15 protein-coding genes are annotated in these 17,714 nt (G+C 60.7%); 11 read left to right on the forward strand and 4 right to left on the reverse strand.

What is annotated here, in order from left to right:
• The first annotated feature begins 38 nt into the window (after window positions 1-38).
• The 4 genes from dhaK to I6L37_RS02090 all read left to right on the forward strand — a co-directional run bounded on the left by dhaK (window position 39) and on the right by I6L37_RS02090 (window position 3,686).
• The gene (gene dhaK, locus I6L37_RS02075) at window positions 39-1,109 is read left to right on the forward strand and encodes a dihydroxyacetone kinase subunit DhaK (RefSeq protein ID WP_216993160.1); all 1,071 of its coding nucleotides are present in this window, start codon (window positions 39-41) and stop codon (window positions 1,107-1,109) included.
• A 9-nt stretch (window positions 1,110-1,118) separates the two neighbouring features.
• Window positions 1,119-1,748, forward strand: a complete 630-nt coding sequence (gene dhaL, locus I6L37_RS02080; RefSeq protein WP_201942533.1) for a dihydroxyacetone kinase subunit DhaL — start codon at window positions 1,119-1,121, stop codon at window positions 1,746-1,748.
• Between the two features lie 2 nt (window positions 1,749-1,750).
• A complete protein-coding gene (gene dhaM / locus I6L37_RS02085; RefSeq protein WP_216993161.1) occupies window positions 1,751-2,467 on the forward strand; it encodes a dihydroxyacetone kinase phosphoryl donor subunit DhaM in 717 nt (238 codons plus the stop codon).
• A gap of 136 nt (window positions 2,468-2,603) precedes the next feature.
• Complete coding sequence (locus I6L37_RS02090; RefSeq protein ID WP_216993162.1) at window positions 2,604-3,686, forward strand: glycerol dehydrogenase; 1,083 nt, start codon at window positions 2,604-2,606, stop codon at window positions 3,684-3,686.
• An 87-nt stretch (window positions 3,687-3,773) separates the two neighbouring features.
• Here the strand turns inward: I6L37_RS02090 and dhaR are convergent, their stop codons facing one another.
• Complete coding sequence (dhaR, locus tag I6L37_RS02095) at window positions 3,774-5,669, reverse strand: dihydroxyacetone kinase operon transcriptional regulator DhaR (RefSeq protein WP_216993163.1); 1,896 nt, start codon at window positions 5,667-5,669, stop codon at window positions 3,774-3,776.
• 423 nt (window positions 5,670-6,092) lie between these two features.
• Here dhaR and I6L37_RS02100 point away from each other — a divergent pair, with 423 nt between their 5' ends.
• A complete protein-coding gene (locus I6L37_RS02100; protein ID WP_216993164.1) occupies window positions 6,093-7,109 on the forward strand; it encodes a restriction endonuclease in 1,017 nt (338 codons plus the stop codon).
• 132 nt (window positions 7,110-7,241) lie between these two features.
• Here the strand turns inward: I6L37_RS02100 and I6L37_RS02105 are convergent, their stop codons facing one another.
• The 3 genes from I6L37_RS02105 to I6L37_RS02115 all read right to left on the reverse strand — a co-directional run bounded on the left by I6L37_RS02105 (window position 7,242) and on the right by I6L37_RS02115 (window position 11,002).
• The gene (locus I6L37_RS02105; RefSeq protein WP_216993165.1) at window positions 7,242-8,282 is read right to left on the reverse strand and encodes an IS481-like element ISAs19 family transposase; all 1,041 of its coding nucleotides are present in this window, start codon (window positions 8,280-8,282) and stop codon (window positions 7,242-7,244) included.
• Between the two features lie 234 nt (window positions 8,283-8,516).
• Window positions 8,517-9,608 (reverse strand): AI-2E family transporter YdiK, encoded by a 1,092-nt coding sequence (ydiK, locus tag I6L37_RS02110; protein WP_042029066.1) that lies wholly within the window; start codon window positions 9,606-9,608, stop codon window positions 8,517-8,519.
• Complete coding sequence (locus tag I6L37_RS02115; protein ID WP_216993166.1) at window positions 9,605-11,002, reverse strand: phosphatase PAP2 family protein; 1,398 nt, start codon at window positions 11,000-11,002, stop codon at window positions 9,605-9,607. Before I6L37_RS02115 ends, ydiK begins: the two co-directional genes overlap by 4 nt.
• Before the next feature lie 193 nt (window positions 11,003-11,195).
• Between I6L37_RS02115 and I6L37_RS02120 the strand changes: the two genes are divergently transcribed.
• The 6 genes from I6L37_RS02120 (at window position 11,196) to I6L37_RS02145 (ending at window position 17,652) form a co-directional block, all read left to right on the forward strand.
• Window positions 11,196-11,573, forward strand: a complete 378-nt coding sequence (locus tag I6L37_RS02120) for a hypothetical protein (protein WP_026455849.1) — start codon at window positions 11,196-11,198, stop codon at window positions 11,571-11,573.
• Window positions 11,574-11,817: 244 nt separating this feature from the next.
• Complete coding sequence (gene hslR, locus I6L37_RS02125) at window positions 11,818-12,216, forward strand: ribosome-associated heat shock protein Hsp15 (protein WP_026455848.1); 399 nt, start codon at window positions 11,818-11,820, stop codon at window positions 12,214-12,216.
• A gap of 86 nt (window positions 12,217-12,302) precedes the next feature.
• Window positions 12,303-13,187, forward strand: coding sequence for an Hsp33 family molecular chaperone HslO (hslO, locus tag I6L37_RS02130; RefSeq protein WP_042029062.1), 885 nt, complete (start codon window positions 12,303-12,305; stop codon window positions 13,185-13,187).
• Window positions 13,188-13,335: 148 nt separating this feature from the next.
• Window positions 13,336-14,961 (forward strand): phosphoenolpyruvate carboxykinase (ATP), encoded by a 1,626-nt coding sequence (pckA, locus tag I6L37_RS02135; RefSeq protein WP_124239487.1) that lies wholly within the window; start codon window positions 13,336-13,338, stop codon window positions 14,959-14,961.
• 190 nt (window positions 14,962-15,151) lie between these two features.
• Complete coding sequence (locus I6L37_RS02140; RefSeq protein WP_026455845.1) at window positions 15,152-15,817, forward strand: GntR family transcriptional regulator; 666 nt, start codon at window positions 15,152-15,154, stop codon at window positions 15,815-15,817.
• A gap of 32 nt (window positions 15,818-15,849) precedes the next feature.
• Window positions 15,850-17,652, forward strand: coding sequence for an aminopeptidase P family protein (locus I6L37_RS02145; RefSeq protein ID WP_216993167.1), 1,803 nt, complete (start codon window positions 15,850-15,852; stop codon window positions 17,650-17,652).
• The last annotated feature ends 62 nt before the right edge of the window (window positions 17,653-17,714 follow it).

Below are 17,714 nucleotides of genomic sequence, written 5' to 3' on the forward strand. Positions count from 1 at the left end.
ATTTGCCCACCATGCGGTGGCAAGCCAAGGAGTGAGCCATGAAGAAACTGATCAATGCCGTCGATGCCGTGGTCCGTGAACAACTGATGGGGATGGCTGCCGCCCATCCCGAGCTCAAGGTCCGTATCGAACCCCACTACATCACCCGCGCCGATGCCCCCGTACAAGGCAAGGTGGCGCTGGTCTCCGGCGGTGGCAGCGGCCACGAGCCGATGCACGGCGGTCTGGTGGGCAAGGGCATGCTGGATGGTGCCTGTCCCGGCGAGATCTTTACCTCTCCCACCCCGGATCAGATGTACGAGTGTGGTCAGGCGGTCGACGGTGGCGCTGGCGTGCTGTTTCTGGTGAAGAACTACACCGGCGATGTGCTCAACTTCGAGACCGCAGTCGAACTGCTGCACGGTGACGGGGTCAAGGTGGGCTTCGCCCTCATCGATGACGACGTAGCGGTCAAAGACAGTCTCTACACCGCGGGCCGTCGCGGCGTCGCCACCACAGTGCTGTGTGAAAAACTGGTAGGTGCCGCCGCCGAGGCGGGCTATGACCTGGCGCGCTGCGAGGCCCTGGCCCGCCGCGTCAACAATCAGAGCCGCACCATTGGGGTGGCCATGCACGCCTGCACAGTGCCGGCCGCCGGCAAGCCCTCCTTCACCCTGGCCGACAACGAGGTGGAATTCGGGGTCGGCATCCATGGCGAGCCGGGCATCGAGCGCCGCCCCTTCACCGACCTCAACGCCCTGGTGGATGACATGTTCAAGGAGCTGACCGACAACCGCCCCTATGGCCGTACCCTGCGTCACTGGGATCGCGCCAGTGGCAGCTGGCAGGAGGAGCACACCTTTATCGAGCCGCTCAACAAGGGCGACCGGGTCATCGCGCTGGTCAACAGCCTGGGGGGAACCCCCATCTCCGAGCTCTACGGCGTCTATGGCCGGCTCGCCACCCTGTGTGAAGAAGCGGGCATTCATCTGGTGCGCAACCTGATCGGTCCCTACTGCACCTCTCTCGACATGACCGGCATCTCCATCACCCTGCTCAAGGTGGATGACGAGCTGATGACCCTGTGGGATGCCCCCGTTAACACCCCCGCCCTGCGTCGCGGCTGCTAAGGAATGTCCATGTTAAGCAAGCATCAAATCGTCAACTGGCTGCTCGATTGCGAGCACATCTTCACCGATCAGCGCGACTACCTGACCGCGCTTGATACCGACATCGGCGATGGGGATCACGGCCTCAACATGCAGCGCGGCTTTGCCAAGGTGGCCGAAAAGCTGCCAGCAGTAGCGGACAAGGACATCGGCCAGGTGCTGAAAACCACCGGTATGACCCTGCTCTCCTCCGTGGGGGGCGCCAGCGGCCCCCTCTACGGCACCTTCTTCATCCGTGCCGCGGCCAGCAGCGATGCCTGCCAGAGCCTGAACCTGAACCAGCTTTGCAAGATGTTGAGCGACGGGGTGGAGGGGATCGTCTCCCGTGGTCGCGCCGAGCCGGGCGACAAGACCATGTGCGACGCCTGGTGGCCCGCCCTGGCTGCACTGCAACAGGCCGAGCAGCAGGGTCTGCCGCTGCCCGAGGCGCTGGACAAGGCGGTGGCCGCCGCCACTGCCGGCACCGAGGCCACCATACAGATGCAGGCCCGCAAGGGGCGCGCCAGTTATCTCGGCGAGCGCAGTATCGGCCATCAGGATGCCGGGGCCACCTCGACCCTGCTGCTGCTGACAGCCCTGCGTGACAGAGCGAGGTTGTAAACATGATAGGAATCGTAGTTGTCTCTCACAGCGCCACCCTGGCGGCCGGTCTGCAGGAACTGGCCGGCCAGCTGGGTAGCCCGGCCCGGTTGCGGCTGGCGGCCGGGGTCAATGACCCCGACCACCCCATCGGCACCGATGCCATCGCCGTGATGAGTGCGATCGAAGAAGCGGATGACGGCAGTGGCGTGCTGGTGCTGATGGATCTTGGCAGCGCTCTATTGAGTGCCGAGACCGCCCTCGAGCTGCTGCCTCCCGAGCTGGGCGCCCGGGTGCGACTCTGCCCTGCCCCCCTGGTCGAGGGCACCCTGGCCGCCGTGGTGGCAGCCGGCTCCGGTCTCAGCCTGGACGAGGTGGCCGCCGAGGCGCTGGGGGCCCTGGGCCCGAAACAGGCCATGCTGCCGGCCAGCGCGCGCCAAGACACTGCCGACCCAACCCCGGCCGCCGAGCAGGGCTGGCTGCGCTGCGAAGTGGTGGTGGAGAATGCCCACGGTCTGCACGTGCGCCCCGCCGCCCGTCTGGTGGCCAGCCTCAAGCCCTTCACCGCCGAGCTGAAACTGCAAAAGGGGGAGAAAGAAGCCAATCCCCGCAGCCTGACCCGGCTCGCCATGCTCGACGTGCGCCAGGGGGATCGCCTGACCCTGCTGGCCCGCGGAGAGGATGCCGAGGCAGCACTGGCCTGCTTCCGACAGCTTGCCGATGAGCGTTTCGGCGACTGACCGCCGCTCACCGGTCTGCTGTTTCAGGCGCCGTATCGGCCTGATTCGCCGCACATTTGGCGCCTTTTCAAGACGAGGTGCTCCGGGGCTATCCCCGGACACTTCGCCCCGATTCTCACAGAAAGAGGGATAGAAAATGGATCGCATCATCATCAGCCCCAGCAAATATGTACAAGGCAACGGGGCCCTCGCCAATCTCGGCAACTACGTCAAGGCGCTCGGCAGCAGGCCGTTGATCCTGGCCGATGCCTTCGTCACCAGACTGGTGGGTGACACGGTCGCCACCAGCTGCCACGAGGCCGGGTTCCAGCCCGAGTTCGACTGCTTCAACGGCGAGTGCTCCCGCCCCGAGATCGACCGGCTGCTGGCCCGCTGCAGCCAGACGCCCTTTGATGTCATCATCGGCATCGGCGGCGGCAAGACGCTCGATATCGCCAAGGCCGTCGCCTTCTACCAGAAACTGCCGGTGGTCATAGTGCCGACCATCGCCTCCACCGATGCCCCCACCAGCGCGCTGGCTGTCATCTACACCCCACAGGGGCAGTTCAGCGAATACCTGATGATCCCGACCAACCCCGACATGGTCATCATGGATACCGGTGTCGTCTCCCGCGCGCCGGTGCGGCTGTTGGTCTCCGGCATGGGGGATGCGCTCTCCACCTACTTCGAGGCGCGCGCCAACAAGGTCTCCGGCTGCCAGACCATGGCCGGTGGCGCCTCCACCCTGGCGGCCCAGGCCATCGCCGAGCTCTGCTACCAGACCCTGCTGGCCGATGGTTACAAGGCCAAGCTGGCGGTGGAACAGGGGCTCTGCACCAGAGCGGTGGAGAACATCATAGAGGCCAACACTTATCTCAGTGGCATCGGCTTCGAGAGCAGTGGTCTCGCCGCCGCCCACGCCATCCACAACGGCCTGACCCAGCTTGATGAGTGCCATCACCTCTACCACGGCGAGAAGGTGGCGTTCGGCACTCTGGTGCAACTTGTGCTGGAGAATGCCCCCATGGCGGAGATCGAGACAGTGCTGAGTTTCTGCCGCTCGGTGGGCCTGCCGACCAACCTGCACATGATGGGGGTCAAGGAGCTGGATATGGCACGCCTGATGGACGTGGCCAGGGCCTCCACCGCCGAGGGCGAGACCATCCACAACATGCCGTTCAAGGTCACTGCGGAAGATGTGCTGGCGGCCATCATCACCGCCCACCAGCTGGGGCTGTAACGACACGCTGGCCATATGAAGAGGCCCCGCCATTGCGGGGCCTTGTTGTTTTGCGACTTTCCGGGAGCAAAGACCGATGGACAGCCGTTATCCGTGGTAGTCGGCGGGATCGATACCCAGGGTTTTCAGCCGCCGCCAGAGGGTGGTGCGGCCTATGCCAAGCTGCCTGGCCATCAGACTGACCTGCCCCTTGCAGGCGTGAGCGGTGCGCAGGATGGCCTGGCGCTCCAGCTCGGCCAGGGTAAGCAGCGGCTGCCCCACCACCTCGTCTTCAACCAGCCGATAACCATGACGAATGGCGGCCGGCAGCGCCTCCGGCGGGATCTGCCCCTGGCTGGAGTGAAGCAGGGCATGCTCGATGGCGCTGCGCAGCTCCCCCAGATTGCCGGGCCAGGAATAGGCCTGCAGACAGTCGAGGGCCGCCGGGCTGAAGTGGCGCACCGGCTCACGCCCCTGTGCCGCCAGTTGCTGGCTGATAAGCCCGGGCAGATCCGCCGTGCGCTCGCGCAGGCTCGGCAACCAGAGCTCGCACGCCTGCAGGGCATAGAGCAGCTGACGACCGAAACTCCCCTCCTGCACCTTCTGCTCCAGCGGCGCGCTGCTGGTGGCGATGATCCGCACCTTGAGCGGCAACACGCGAGCCGAATCGAAACGCTGGATGCGACCTGTCTTGAGCAACTGCAGCAGGGCTGCCTGCATCGGGGCTGGCAGAAACTCGATCTGTTCCAGCACTAGCGTGCCGCCGTGGGCCAGCTCGAACTTGCCGGCCCGCTCCTGCCCCGCCTCGTCGGAGCCCATCAGCTCCAGCGCCATCCGCTCGCTCGGCAATGCCTGACAATTGAGGGTGACGAGGGGGCCGGCGGCCCGATCGCTGCCGAAATGGATGGCCTCAGCCAGCTGGGCCTTGCCCACCTCCTCCTCGCCGCGCAGCAGAATCGGCCCCTGCCCCTGAGCCGCCTGACGGGCGTAGCGCAGCAGCTTGCGCATGGCGCTCGACTCCCCCACCAGCGCCGACAGCTCGGGCACCGTCTGGCGCAACTGATGGATGGCGCGCAGCCTGTCGACCGGATGGAGCAGGACGATAAAGCTGACCCCATCCGGCCCGGGCAACGGCTTGAGGCTCACCAGCGCATTGATGAACTCCCCTGTGCCCGTGCGCTCCAACGTCACCTCCACGTGGCTGAGCGGCGTCAGCCCCTTGATGGCGAGTTGCAGTCGCTGGGGCAGCAGCAGGTGCTGCTCCAGCGGCTGGCCGAGGCAGAGAGCCGGCTCAAGCCGCAGCCGCCTGGCCGCCAGAGCGTTGAGGTAGCGCAGCCGGCCCTGGGGATCCCAGGCCAACACGCCGTCATCCATGCCATCGAGCAGGGCGTAAAGCTCGCTCAAATGGTGCTGGGACTCCTGCATCAGGCGCTCCGCCTGCAGCAGATGGGCCAGTTCGCGGCCAGCGCTGACGGTGAGCGCCAGATCCCCGGCCGTCGCCGCCTCCACCTTGCAGATCAGGGCAACGATGGCGACCTGGCGGCCATTGCTGTTGTAAACCGGGCTGGCGCAGCAGTGCCACGGGTGCAGGGTCTGGTTGAAATGCTGGGAGCCGCTGACGCAGAGCGGCATCCCCTCCAGCGCCGCCAGATTGATGGCATTGGTGCCGATGCGCCCCTCGCTGAAGAAGGCGCCGGGGCCAAAACCCAGCGCATCGAGCGCCTTCAGGGTCTCGCCGTGGCCGGTGCGGGCCAGCAGACAGCCGCTCTCGTCGGTGAGCAGCAGGGCACAGGGGCGTTCTTCCATAAATTCGTAGAGATCTTCGAGGGCCATCTCGCCGGTAGTGAGTAGCTCCCGCTTGCGCTGACGCAGGCTTTGCAAAGTTTGCCCCCTGGCGCAGTGAGGCGGGTGCCAGAGTGTCGCGCTGGTCTGGTGGGCACAGCGCAGCCAGGAGGCCTGCAGATAGTCAGGCCAGGGCTGCAGTGGCTGAAGGTCAGATGGCATAGTCACAGCAATATCCGGCAAGATGTTAGCCGACCATTTAACCACTCTTGCAGGCCCGATTCAGTGACCTGCCTCAGAGGGTGGCAACCCCGTCCTCATCCCGGTCAGGTTCGCCATCGACACATTGCTGACCGAACCAGCGACAGAAGGCGCGGCACTCCGGTATCACCTCGCGATCCTAATATGTCACCTCGATCACACTCTTGGTTTGTTCAAAAAGGTGAGGCAGGGTGGTGCTTTCCATTGCCGCTCATTGCGTGTAAGTTTTTGCCCACCGCCAAAAATAGATCCAAAAGAGAACATAAAGCAAATACGTTCAGAGGCAGAGGCAGAGGCAGAGGCAGAGGCAGAGGCAGACCGGTAATGTTATGGGAGTGGATAAGTTGCCAGCACTTTAGTCGAGAGTTAGGAGTAGACAGATAGATGACATTCACATTGAATGATTTGAAAGATTCTGAATTTGAAGAGTTTTGCTATGACCTTCTCCATAGCATGGATTTCGTTAATCTAAGTTGGCGTAAAGGAACTGGATTGTTATCTAGTCCCTCTGATCAAGGAAGAGATATTCAAGGTCAATTACTACGGCGTGACGTGGATGGAAGCCAACACCATGAGCAATGGTTTATAGAGTGTAAACATTACATAAAAGGAGTCCCTCCAGAAAAAATTCAAAGTGCATTAGCCTGGGCTAACTCAAAAAGACCTGATGTCTTGTTAATTATAGTTTCTAACTTTTTGTCCAACCCAACCAAAAACTATCTCGAAGAATATCAAAGAGAGCACAAGCCCCCATTTAGGATTAAAGTGTGGGAACTTAAAGATTTGGAGAATCTTTCTGCAGGTAAAAAAGAATTGAGACAAAAATACAATTTGGCAAATGAACTCAGTTATCTTCCTGTTCTCAATAGGTATCACATTGCGTATACAATGAAGCCTCAGCTGAATTCCATTGGATATTTAATTGAGTTGATGGATTCCTTAGATGCAGACAAACGAGATGAAGCTTTTTCGATGGCATATTATCAAATTATTCGCCCTCGGTTTCGCACACCAATATCTCCTGATGAAACAATCGGCGATCTAATGCTTGATTCTGTTGACTATGAATCATTTCGGAAAAAATGCTTTAGTATGGCTTCGGAGAATTCGCGTCAATTTGTTTACAATTTTATTACGTTGGCTCTTGCTTGGTTATTCAACTCTGCGGATATTACGTCCCTTGACGATATGAAAAATACGCAGAAATGGCTGATCGAACATATTGAAAATGAAATTTTAGAAACAGACAATGAAATTCAAAAAAATAAATTACGAAAGATGATTAAATTACCAATTAAAACGTTGAATGAATTGCCGAATAAAGTGAAAAAATCATATGATATATATAATTATGTTTGCGAAGAACTAGTACGAAAGCTTTTGGTGGAAAAGCTGAGATGATTCTCCTAACAAACCATTCATGAGGGACGTCAACTCGTAGTTCTCCCCATTCCAATGAATAGTATGAAATTAGGGCCCCCTACTGTACAGATCTAGTTATCACCTGACACCGGCCTCAAACCGGTGTCTTGTTTACGCTACTTTAGTGCGCACTTCCTTCGGTATCAATTTCAGACCCTTCTTGAACATGCTGTAGGGCGTTTGTCCTTCCATCATCCTGCCCTGATGTGGTCGCTGGTTGTTGTAGTGCTCCAGGTAACTGTCCAGGTCTGTCTGCATCTGCTCCACCGACTCATACCAGGTTGTCCTCCCTTTGATACGGAAGTGTTCATCCAACAAGGTTCGATGCAACCGTTCGATAAAGCCGTTGCTCTGTGGCCTGCGTACCTTGGTGGTCCGGTGCTCAATCCCCTCCAGTTGCAGGAACAGCTCGTAGGGATGATGGTCAGGGCGCCCGCAGAACTCGCGCCCATTGTCCGACAAGATGGTATAGACCCGTGCCTCGTGAGCCTCGAAGAACGGCAGCACCGTTTCGTTGAGTACATGGACCGACGTCACCGGCAGCTTGCTGGTGTAGAGCCGTCCCCAGGCGTGGCGGCTGTAGCAATCGAGCACGGTTTGCAGATACACCTTGCCCACCCCCTTGAGTGCACCGACGAAGAAGGTGTCGACTGCCACCAGTTCCCCGGTGTAGTGGACCTCTATCTGGCGTTCGCGGAACTCGGGACTGAAGCGCTCGAGCAGGCGAATTTGCTCGTCATTGAGCTCAATGGCCTGCTCCCTATGGGTTTTCTCGAGGCGCAACAAGCGGTCATGCTTAGAGAGCAAATCGTGACGTTGCCACACGCCACGCACACCGCCCGCACTGACGTTGATGCCTTGCAGAGCCAGTTCTTGCGCGACCCGCAGCGGGCCATGGGTTGGTCTGGTGAGAGAGTAATCGAGGATGGCCTGCTCAATCTCGGGAACGACCCGGTTGGGATGCCCCCCTTTACAGCCGGGGAGTTTGTCGAGCAAGCCCTCGGCGCCATAGGTCTGGTAGTTACGGCGGATCTCGTAGAACTGCTGGCGGCTGTAGCCGATGAGCTTACAGGCTTTGCTGACGTTATTGAGCTCTTTGGCGAGCTCTAGCAGGCTGAGTTTACGACGTGCTACTTTCTCGTTGGTGGTCATACGGTGACTCCGGATAACACGGTAGGGGTACCGTTTTGTTATCCGGTTTGAAGCCGTATGACCACTCCCTTTTGTGGGCAACTGTCAGGTGAATACCATCTCCATACACCCCTACCTTTCTGAGCAAGATGGATATCCCTTTTTGCCGTGGCACCAACCAGCCTGACACTATCGCCATAAATAAAAGAGCCGCCCATTGGGCGGCTCTTGGCATCAGCGATGGTGGCTGAATCGTCACTCAGCCTTGGGCGGTTCAACCACAGCGGTCGCCTCTGGCAGGTGATCTCCTTCCTTTATCCAGGCATCCAGCAGGGTGTAACCCACCGCCAACACCACGGGGCCGATAAAGAGACCGATGATCCCCATGGTCAGCAAGCCGCCGATAACCCCCACCAGAATGAGGATGAGGGGCAGGTCGGCACCGCGCTTGATAAGGAAGGGGCGCAGGAAGTTGTCCATGGTCCCCGCGATCAGCGACCACACCAGCAGGAAGGTGCCCCAGGTGGTATCACCGCTCCAGTAGAGATAGCCGATACAGGCCAACAACACGGGGAAGGGGCCGATCTGGGCGACGATCAGGATGAACATCACCACCACCAGCACCATGGTGTAGGGAATGCCGGCAATCCACAGACCCAGACCTGCCACCGAGGATTGTACGATGGCGGTCACCACCACCCCCATGGCCACGGCGCGGATCGCCTGGGAGGCCAGTACGGTGGCATTGTCGCCGCGCTCCCCCGCCAGACGATGGGCAAAGCGGCGGATGCCGGTCGCGACCATTTCCCCCGAGTGATAAAGCACACCGCAGATCCCCACGGTCAGCAGGAAGTGGACAAACAACAGGCCCAGATTGCCGGCCTGGGAGGCGAGCCAGCGGGCGGTCTGGCCAAAATAGGGGGCCAGCTTGGCAAACAGCACCTGACCACCGCTGGCCAGGATCTGCTGCCAGAAGTCATAGAGTTTGGCGCCCACCAGCGGGATCTGTTGCAGCCAGAGCAACTCGGGCGGCGGCGAGTGGCTGATACTGGTGCCCAGCTCGATCAGCATGGGCGCCTTCTCCGCCACGTTCGCCAGGGTCATGAACAACGGAATGACGAACATCAGCAACAATCCCAGCGTCATGGTCAGCGCCGCCAGCGTGCGCTTGCCCCACAGCAGGCGCTGTACCATCAACATCAGCGGCCAGGTCGCGATGGTGATCATGGTGGCCCACACCAGCGCGGGCAGAAAGGGGCGCAGCACCATGAAACAGGAGATGATGAGGATGCTGATAAACAGCACCCCCAGGGTTATCTTGGCCAGATCCACTTTTTTCATATTCATAGCGTTCCCTTATCGGGGCCCATTCCCCGGGGTAGAGAGTCAGTATTCAGGAGAGACAGTATCCACCAGAGACCGGCGCTCAACCAGAGCCCCAGTCCGAAAAAGAGCGACAGCTGGCCGAACAGGATCCCCAGCGAACTGCTGGTAAGCAGCGGCAGTGCCCACAGGCCGGTTCCCAAAAGCGCGCCACCTGCCAGCGTGACGACACCGATCAGCACGGGAGGATGGCCACCTCGCGCCAGCGAAGCGGTTCCCCCCAGCCAAAGCCCGAGGGCAACCACGCCAATCCCGGCCAAATGAGTCGACTGGGCCCAACCAGCGCTGACCAAGGCAAACGTGATCAGCACCAGCCAGCCAGTGGCTCGGGCGTCATAGCGCCAGGCGCTTCGCATCGCCAGCACCAGGGCGCCAAGCAGCAGCCCGACTGCCACGTCCGAGATAAAGTGCACACCGAGCCAGACTCGCGCCAACCCGGTAGCAAGAGCGAGTACCAACGCCAGCAGGGTGGCACGCCAGCGGTACGCCGGCCACAACCAGCCGAGCAGCGCCCCCCAGAACACCATGGCCGAGGCGGTGTGGCCGCTCGGCATGCCGAATCCCTGGGCACTGCTGGCCGCAAGCTCCGGCAACAAATGGAAGGGACGTGGCCAGCCGATACTCTCCTTGCCCACCTGCACCAGCAGGCCGAGCCAGAGCATGGCAAACAGCAGTTGACGCAACCGTGGCCAGCCCAGCAGAGGCAGCAGCAAAGGTATCAGGGCAAGCTGAAAGCCTCCTGAACCAAACAGGTTGCTGACCGAGAGCCACCATACATCAGGCCCCAGCCACTGCTGCAACCGCACCATCAGGGGGATCTCGGCCCGGTGCAAGCTACTGCCCTGCGCCACGAAGTCCGATTGCCAGCTCACCTCGCTCTCGGGCACCTCGTCCAGCCGCCCCTGCAACCAGTCGAGCTGATCCGGAAAACGGCGCTCTGCGGCGGGCAGCTTATCGATGGCAATCAGACGGGCGTTGAGGATCTCTCCACCCAGATTGGGGGCCCGCAGGAGGGAGACAAATCCCGAGCCTTGTTGCGCCACTATCGGCTCCAGGGTGCGGCAGGCGAAGATCTCCGCCCGCTGCCAGCGCCCCAGCGGTTTAATCACCTCGCCCGAGAGTCCGGTCTCTTCATAAAGCTCTCGCAGCGCCGCCCGGGCCGGTGTTTCCCCTTCGTCGATATAACCGCCACTGAGGCTATAGCGGGAAGAAATGCGATCCTGCACCAGCAAGACATCGCCCTGGTGCCGAATCGCACAAACGGCAGCACTTGGCGCCGTTTTCGGCGGCAATTCGGCCCCCTGAACCGGCAGGCCGGCCCCCAGGGCAATCAACAGTAACAACAGGATTTTCAACATGATCCGTCACTCAGACAAGCTGGGTGACAAGCCTCCCAGAAATCCGTCAAACGGGCAATGCCATCGCACCGGTCGCCCCTTGCCAGCCCGGGCTTGCCCCTCACTCCTGCGCCGCCACGATTGCGGTCAGAGGAGTGACTCCCTACTATTGAGAGCTAACCTCAATGTCACACAGCAAATGCTGGAGCCCTTAATGAGACAGTTCGGCTTTTTCCTTGGCATCTCCCTCGGTGTCATCCTGATCCTGTTTGGCAGCATCGTCATCTTCCAGGCCCTGCCCGCCGCCCTCGACGTGCTGGAGATGCCGAGCCGCATCCCCTTCGTGCGCGAGGTCTACACCTGGCTGATGAGCAGTGCCAGCGGCCTGACCGCCAATCTGGAACAGAACTTCCTGGAGGCGTTCCAGACAGTGCTCAAGCTGATCCTGCTGATCGCCTTCATGTGGGTCTGCGTCAAGCTGGTCAACATGGGGGTGCTGATCATCCGCGCCGGGGTGGATCTCATCCGTACCGCCATCGAACACAGCGAAAAAGAGCAGGGCAGCAAGCCAGAGCAACAGGATCGTTTCTGATCCCGGCTCCGCCGCCCCTCGATGCCGCCCCACCAGGCGGCATTTTTATGCCTTCGACACCGTGTTGCGCCAAGCCCTGACGTTTATCCAGTCTGGCAATATTTCTCCTTTTCAATCAGCAGGCTGCCAACATGATGGTGACACGGATGCCCGCCGATGCCGGCTCCCCTGTCGCCCGGTTTCTATCCCGGCCATCGCCTCTGGTATAATCGACCGCCTCTTTTCCCCGTTATGGAGCCCGTTCATGTCCAAACATGCAGAAAGCACCCTCGAGGTTCGTCTCGACAAGTGGTTGTGGGCGGCACGCTTCTACAAGACCCGCTCGCTGGCGCGGGATCAGATTGACGGGGGCAAGGTGCACTACAATGGTCAGCGCAGCAAACCGGGCAAACATGTGGAAGTAGGGGCACTAATCCGCTTCTGGCAGGGCCAGGATGAACGGGAAGTGCGAGTGCTGGCCCTCAGCGAACAGCGCAAGTCGGCACCGCTGGCCCAGCAACTCTATGAAGAGACGGCTGACAGCCTGAAGAAACGGGCCGAGAACAGCGAAGCCCGCCGTTTCAACAGCCAGTTTGCCCCGAGCCCGGAGCGTCGCCCCGACAAACAGGAGCGGCGCCAGTTGCTCAAGGTCAAGCAATACTGACCCAACCCATTTAACGACGGGCTGGCCACCGCGAGGCAGGAGCCAACCCGACCGATTTACCTCACCGAACAACCCAGGAATACATGATGAGCAACCAAGATCTGCTGTATCGCTATCTGTTTGAAGAGTACGAAGTACGTGGCGAGCTGGTCCAGCTGGATCACACCTATCGCCATGTGGTGGAAGCCCAGAACTACCCGGTGCAGGTACAAAAGCTGCTGGGTGAACTGCTGGTGGCCACCAGCCTGCTGACCGCCACCCTCAAGTTCGAAGGCTCCATCACGGTGCAGCTGCAGGGGGACGGCCCGGTCCGTCTGGCCGTCATCAACGGCGACAACAACCAGCAGTTGCGTGGCGTGGCCCGCTACGAGGGCGAGCTGCCGAACGACGACAAGCTGCAGAGCCTGATCGGCAACGGCCAGCTGGTGATCACCATCACTCCGGAGCAGGGCGAGCGCTATCAGGGCATCATTGCGCTGGACGCCGACACCCTGGCCGGTTGCCTGGAGCACTACTTCGCCCAATCCGAACAGCTGGCGACCAAGCTGTGGATCCGCACCGGTTACCATGAAGGTGCCCCGCGCGCGGCCGGCATCATGCTGCAGGAGCTGCCCGCCCAGAGCGAGGATCACAGCAATGACTTTGACCACCTGACCCAACTCACCAGCACCATCAAGGATGAAGAGCTGTTCGGTCTGGAAGCGGAAGAGATCCTCTACCGCCTCTACCATCAGGACAAGGTGCGGGTATTCGATCCGCAGGCGGTCGAGTTCCGCTGCACCTGCTCCCGCGAGCGTTGCGAAGGGGCCCTGCTGCAGATCGAGAAGGAAGAGGTGATGGATATGGTGCAGGAGCTCGGCAAGATCGACATGCACTGTGATTACTGCGGCGCCCAGTACCAATTTAATGGGATCGACGTCGAAACCCTGTTCAGCAGGGCTCCCGGCAATGATGCAAACAAGTTACACTAATTAAAGGCGGGCAAAACCCGCCTTTAACTTTAATAACAAAAAAATACCCTATTTTATAAAGTTTGATGGCGATCGCTAAACTCTACCACCTAAGTGATAGGATGGACGCCAGATAGAACCCTACAACCTCTGACCCCAGGAGAATACAATGACAATCGTGGCAGAACCCACCCTGGCCCAACAATTAGGTCTGGACCAGTACGGCATCAAAAACAGCCAGGAAATTGTACGCAACCCCTCTTACGAGCAGCTGTTCGAAGAAGAGACTCGCCCCGACCTGGAAGGATTCGAGCGCGGCGTAGTGACCGAGCTGGGCGCCGTCAACGTCAACACCGGTATCTTCACCGGCCGCTCCCCGAAAGATAAATATATCGTCAAAGACGCAACTACCCAGGATACTGTGTGGTGGTCTGACCAAGGCAAGAACGATAACAAGGCCATCACCCCGGAAGTGTGGTCACATCTGAAATCCCTGGTAACCAAGCAACTCTCCGGCAAGCGCCTGTTCGTGGTCGACGGCTTCTGCGGCGCCAACCCGGACACCCGCCTGGCCGTACGCATCATCACCGAGGTGGCCTGGCAGGCACACTTCGTGAAGAACATGTTCATCCGCCCGAGCGAAGAAGAGCTCAAGACCTTCAAGCCGGACTTCGTGGTGATGAACGGTGCCAAGTGCACCAACCCGAACTGGAAAGAGCAGGGCCTCAACTCCGAGAACTTCGTCGCCTTCAACATGACCGAGAAGATGCAGCTCATCGGCGGCACCTGGTACGGTGGCGAGATGAAGAAGGGCATGTTCTCCATGATGAACTACTTCCTGCCCCTGCGCGGTATCGCCTCCATGCACTGCTCCGCCAACGTGGGTCAGGACGGCGACGTGGCCATCTTCTTCGGCCTCTCCGGCACCGGCAAGACCACCCTCTCCACCGATCCCAAGCGCCAGCTGATCGGTGACGACGAGCACGGCTGGGACGACCACGGCGTGTTCAACTTCGAAGGAGGCTGCTACGCCAAGACCATCAAGCTCTCCGAAGAGGCCGAGCCGGACATCTACCACGCCATCCGCCGCGATGCGCTGCTGGAGAACGTGACCGTGGCTGCCGACGGCACCATCGACTTCGACGATGGCTCCCGTACCGAGAACACCCGTGTCTCCTACCCCATCTACCACATCGAAAACATCGTCAAGCCGGTCTCCAAGGCGGGTCATGCCACCAAGGTGATCTTCCTGACCGCCGACGCCTTCGGTGTGCTGCCGCCGGTCGCCAAGCTGACCAAGGAGCAGACCAAGTACCACTTCCTGTCAGGCTTCACCGCCAAGCTGGCCGGTACCGAGCGCGGCATCACCGAGCCGACTCCGACCTTCTCCTCCTGCTTTGGCGCGGCCTTCCTCTCCCTGCACCCGACCAAGTACGGCCAGGAGCTGGTGAAGCGGATGGAAGCGGCGGGCGCCGAGGCCTACCTGGTCAACACCGGCTGGAACGGCACCGGCAAGCGCATCTCCATCAAGGACACCCGCGCCATCATCGACGCCATCCTGGATGGCTCCATCGAGAAGGCGCCGACCAAGGTACTGCCGATCTTCAACCTGGAAGTGCCGACCGAGCTGCACGACGTGAACCCGGCGATCCTCGACCCGCGTGACACTTACGCCGACAAGGCCGAGTGGGATGCCAAGGCTCAGGATCTGGCCCAGCGCTTTATCAAGAACTTCGAGCGCTTCACCGACAACGACGAGGGCAAGCGCCTGGTGGCGGCAGGTCCGCAACTGTAATAACTCCTCGCGACGAGTGAATCATGCCGGTCAGCCTTGCTGACCGGCATTTTTGTTTTTTACACAAGCTCCGAACGCTGCTGGCATTGGGCTGGACGCCCGTAAACCTTGCCTTGCTCGCCCCAACGGGGTAGATTCAGCCAAACTTTATACAATATACAATTTCGTAACGCGCTATCGTGACCCTGCCATGACCCCACCCTACAAGACCCGAACCCAGATGGTGATGGAAAACCTCCGTGGCCGGATCCTCCGTGGGGAAATTCCCGCCGGCGCCCCCTTGCGCCAGGATGCCATCGCCAAGGAGCTGGCTGTGAGCCGCATCCCGGTGCGGGAAGCCCTGATGCAGCTGGAGGCCCAGGGGCTGGTGAAGTTCGAAGCCCATCGCGGCGCCGTGGTCACCATGCTGGACGCCTCGGCCATCGAGGAACTGTTTTATTTGCGAGCGTTGCTGGAAGCCGATACCCTGTTTCATGCCGTCGACAAGATGACCGAAGCCACCTTCGCGCAAGCGGAGGCAATCCTCGCCCAGTTCGATCACGCCCTGGAGTCAGGCACCCAGATCGAACACTGGGCCGAGTTGAACCACAGCTTTCACGCCACCCTCTATCAGGCTGCCGGCCGCCCCCAGGCACTGGATCTCATCGCCCAGATCAACCTGAGCTGTGACCGTTATGTCCGCTTCGAGCTGCTGTTTGCCAGCGATGGCGTGGACAAGGCGGAGCGTGAACACGCCCAGCTGCTGGAGCTATGTCGCGCCCGGCGCAAGCACGAGGCGGTGGTGCTGCTCAAGCAGCATATCGAGGCCGCAGGCCAGTCGATCAAGCGGATCCTGGACAGCAGCCACAACAACTGAACACTCATATAGCAACCATCTGGCATAACGATATGAATAATTTCGAGTTGATTGAAACCCGCGTCGCCCAGGTCAGGGCCGAGCTGGCCATGCAGGAGCTGGACGCCTTTATCATCCCCCACGATGATGAGCACCTGGGTGAGTACATCCCCGCCTACGCCGAGCGACTGGACTGGATCACGGGTTTCAACGGTTCCGCCGGCGTCGCCATCATCATGGCCCAGCGCGCCGCCCTGTTTGTCGATGGCCGCTATACGGTGCAGGCCCGCATGCAGACCCCTGCCGAGCTGTTCGAGTTTCTTCACCTGAATGACAACCCCCACGTGCAGTGGCTGGCCGAACAGCTGCCGTCCGGCGCCCGGGTCGGTTTCGACGCCCGTCTGCACAGCCTGACCTGGTACAAGCAAGCCAAGGCGCTGCTGGCCGAGCGCGGCATCGAGCTGGTGCGCGTCGAGCAAAACCCCATCGATCTGTACTGGACCGATCGCCCCGCGCCGACCAAGAGCCCGGTCATTCTCTACAGCGAGGAGCTGGCTGGCCAGTCCAGCCAGTCCAAGCGTGAGCTGTTGGCGGCGGATCTGCGCAAGCGCGGTCTGGATGCGGTGCTGCTGACCCAGGCCGAGCCCATCAACTGGTTGCTCAACCTGCGTGGCCGCGACATCGAGCGCCTGCCGGTGGTACTGGGCTTTGCGGTGCTGTACGCCAACACCACTGTGGATTTCTTCGTCGATACCGACAAGATCGACTGCTTCGCCTTCAGCCAGCACGTGGGTCAGGACGTCTCCGTCTACCCCATCGACAAGCTGGGTGACGTGCTGGTACGCATCGGTGAGGATCAGCAGAAGGTGCTGGCCGACCCGGACAGCGCCAACGCCTGGACCCAGCTGGTGATGGAAGAGGCGGGCGCTATCCTGGTCGCCGGCCAGGACCCCACCATGCTGCCGAAAGCCTGCAAGAACGAGGTGGAGCTGGCGGGCATGCGCGCCGCCCACCTGCGCGACGGCGTGGCCGTGACCCGCTTCCTCGCCTGGCTGGATCGGCAGATCGCCGCAGGCTCCTTCGAGGGCATGGACGAAGGCACCCTGGCCGACCAGCTGGAAGCCTTCCGCCGCGAGCAGGAACACTATATCGAGCCGAGCTTCGATACCATCTCGGCGCTGGGCCCCAACGCCGCCATGTGCCACTACTACCATGGCAACGGCACGCCGCGCCCCTTCGGTCAGGACAGCCTCTATCTGGTGGACTCCGGCGGTCAGTATCTGGACGGCACCACCGATATCACCCGCACCATCAAGGTGGGTGAGGTGACCGACGAACAGAAAGCCATGTTCACCCGGGTGCTGCAGGGCCACATCGCCCTGGATCAGGCCCGCTTCCCGCGCGGCACCGCCGGCATCCAGCTCGATGTGCTGGCCCGCATGCCGCTGTGGCAGGCCGGCTACAACTATGACCATGGTACCGGTCACGGGGTCGGCCACTTCCTCAGCGTGCACGAAGGTCCGCAGCGCATCTCCCCGAAAGGGAGCATGGTCCCCCTGCAACCGGGCATGGTGCTCTCCAACGAACCGGGTTACTACCGGGAAGATGCCTTCGGCATCCGCTGTGAGAACCTGGTGGTGGTGACCGAGCAGGAGCAGGTCGGCGAGCTGCCGATGCTGGGCTTCGAGCGCCTGACCTATGTGCCGTTCGATATTCGCCTCATCGATCGCAGCCTGCTGAGCCCGGACGAGTTCCGCTGGATCAACGAATACCATGCCGAGGTGTTCCGTCGCCTGAGCCCGCTGCTCGACGGGGACGATCTCGCCTGGCTTGAGCAGGCAACCAGCCTCATCTGATGACACAGGGCCCACGGGCCCTGTTTTTTTGCCCCCCCTTTTGACCTGTATCAACACCCTCG

Origin of the sequence: Aeromonas sp. FDAARGOS 1407, from assembly GCF_019048725.1 — a bacterium.
Classification (GTDB): Bacteria; Pseudomonadota; Gammaproteobacteria; order Enterobacterales; family Aeromonadaceae; genus Aeromonas; species Aeromonas enteropelogenes.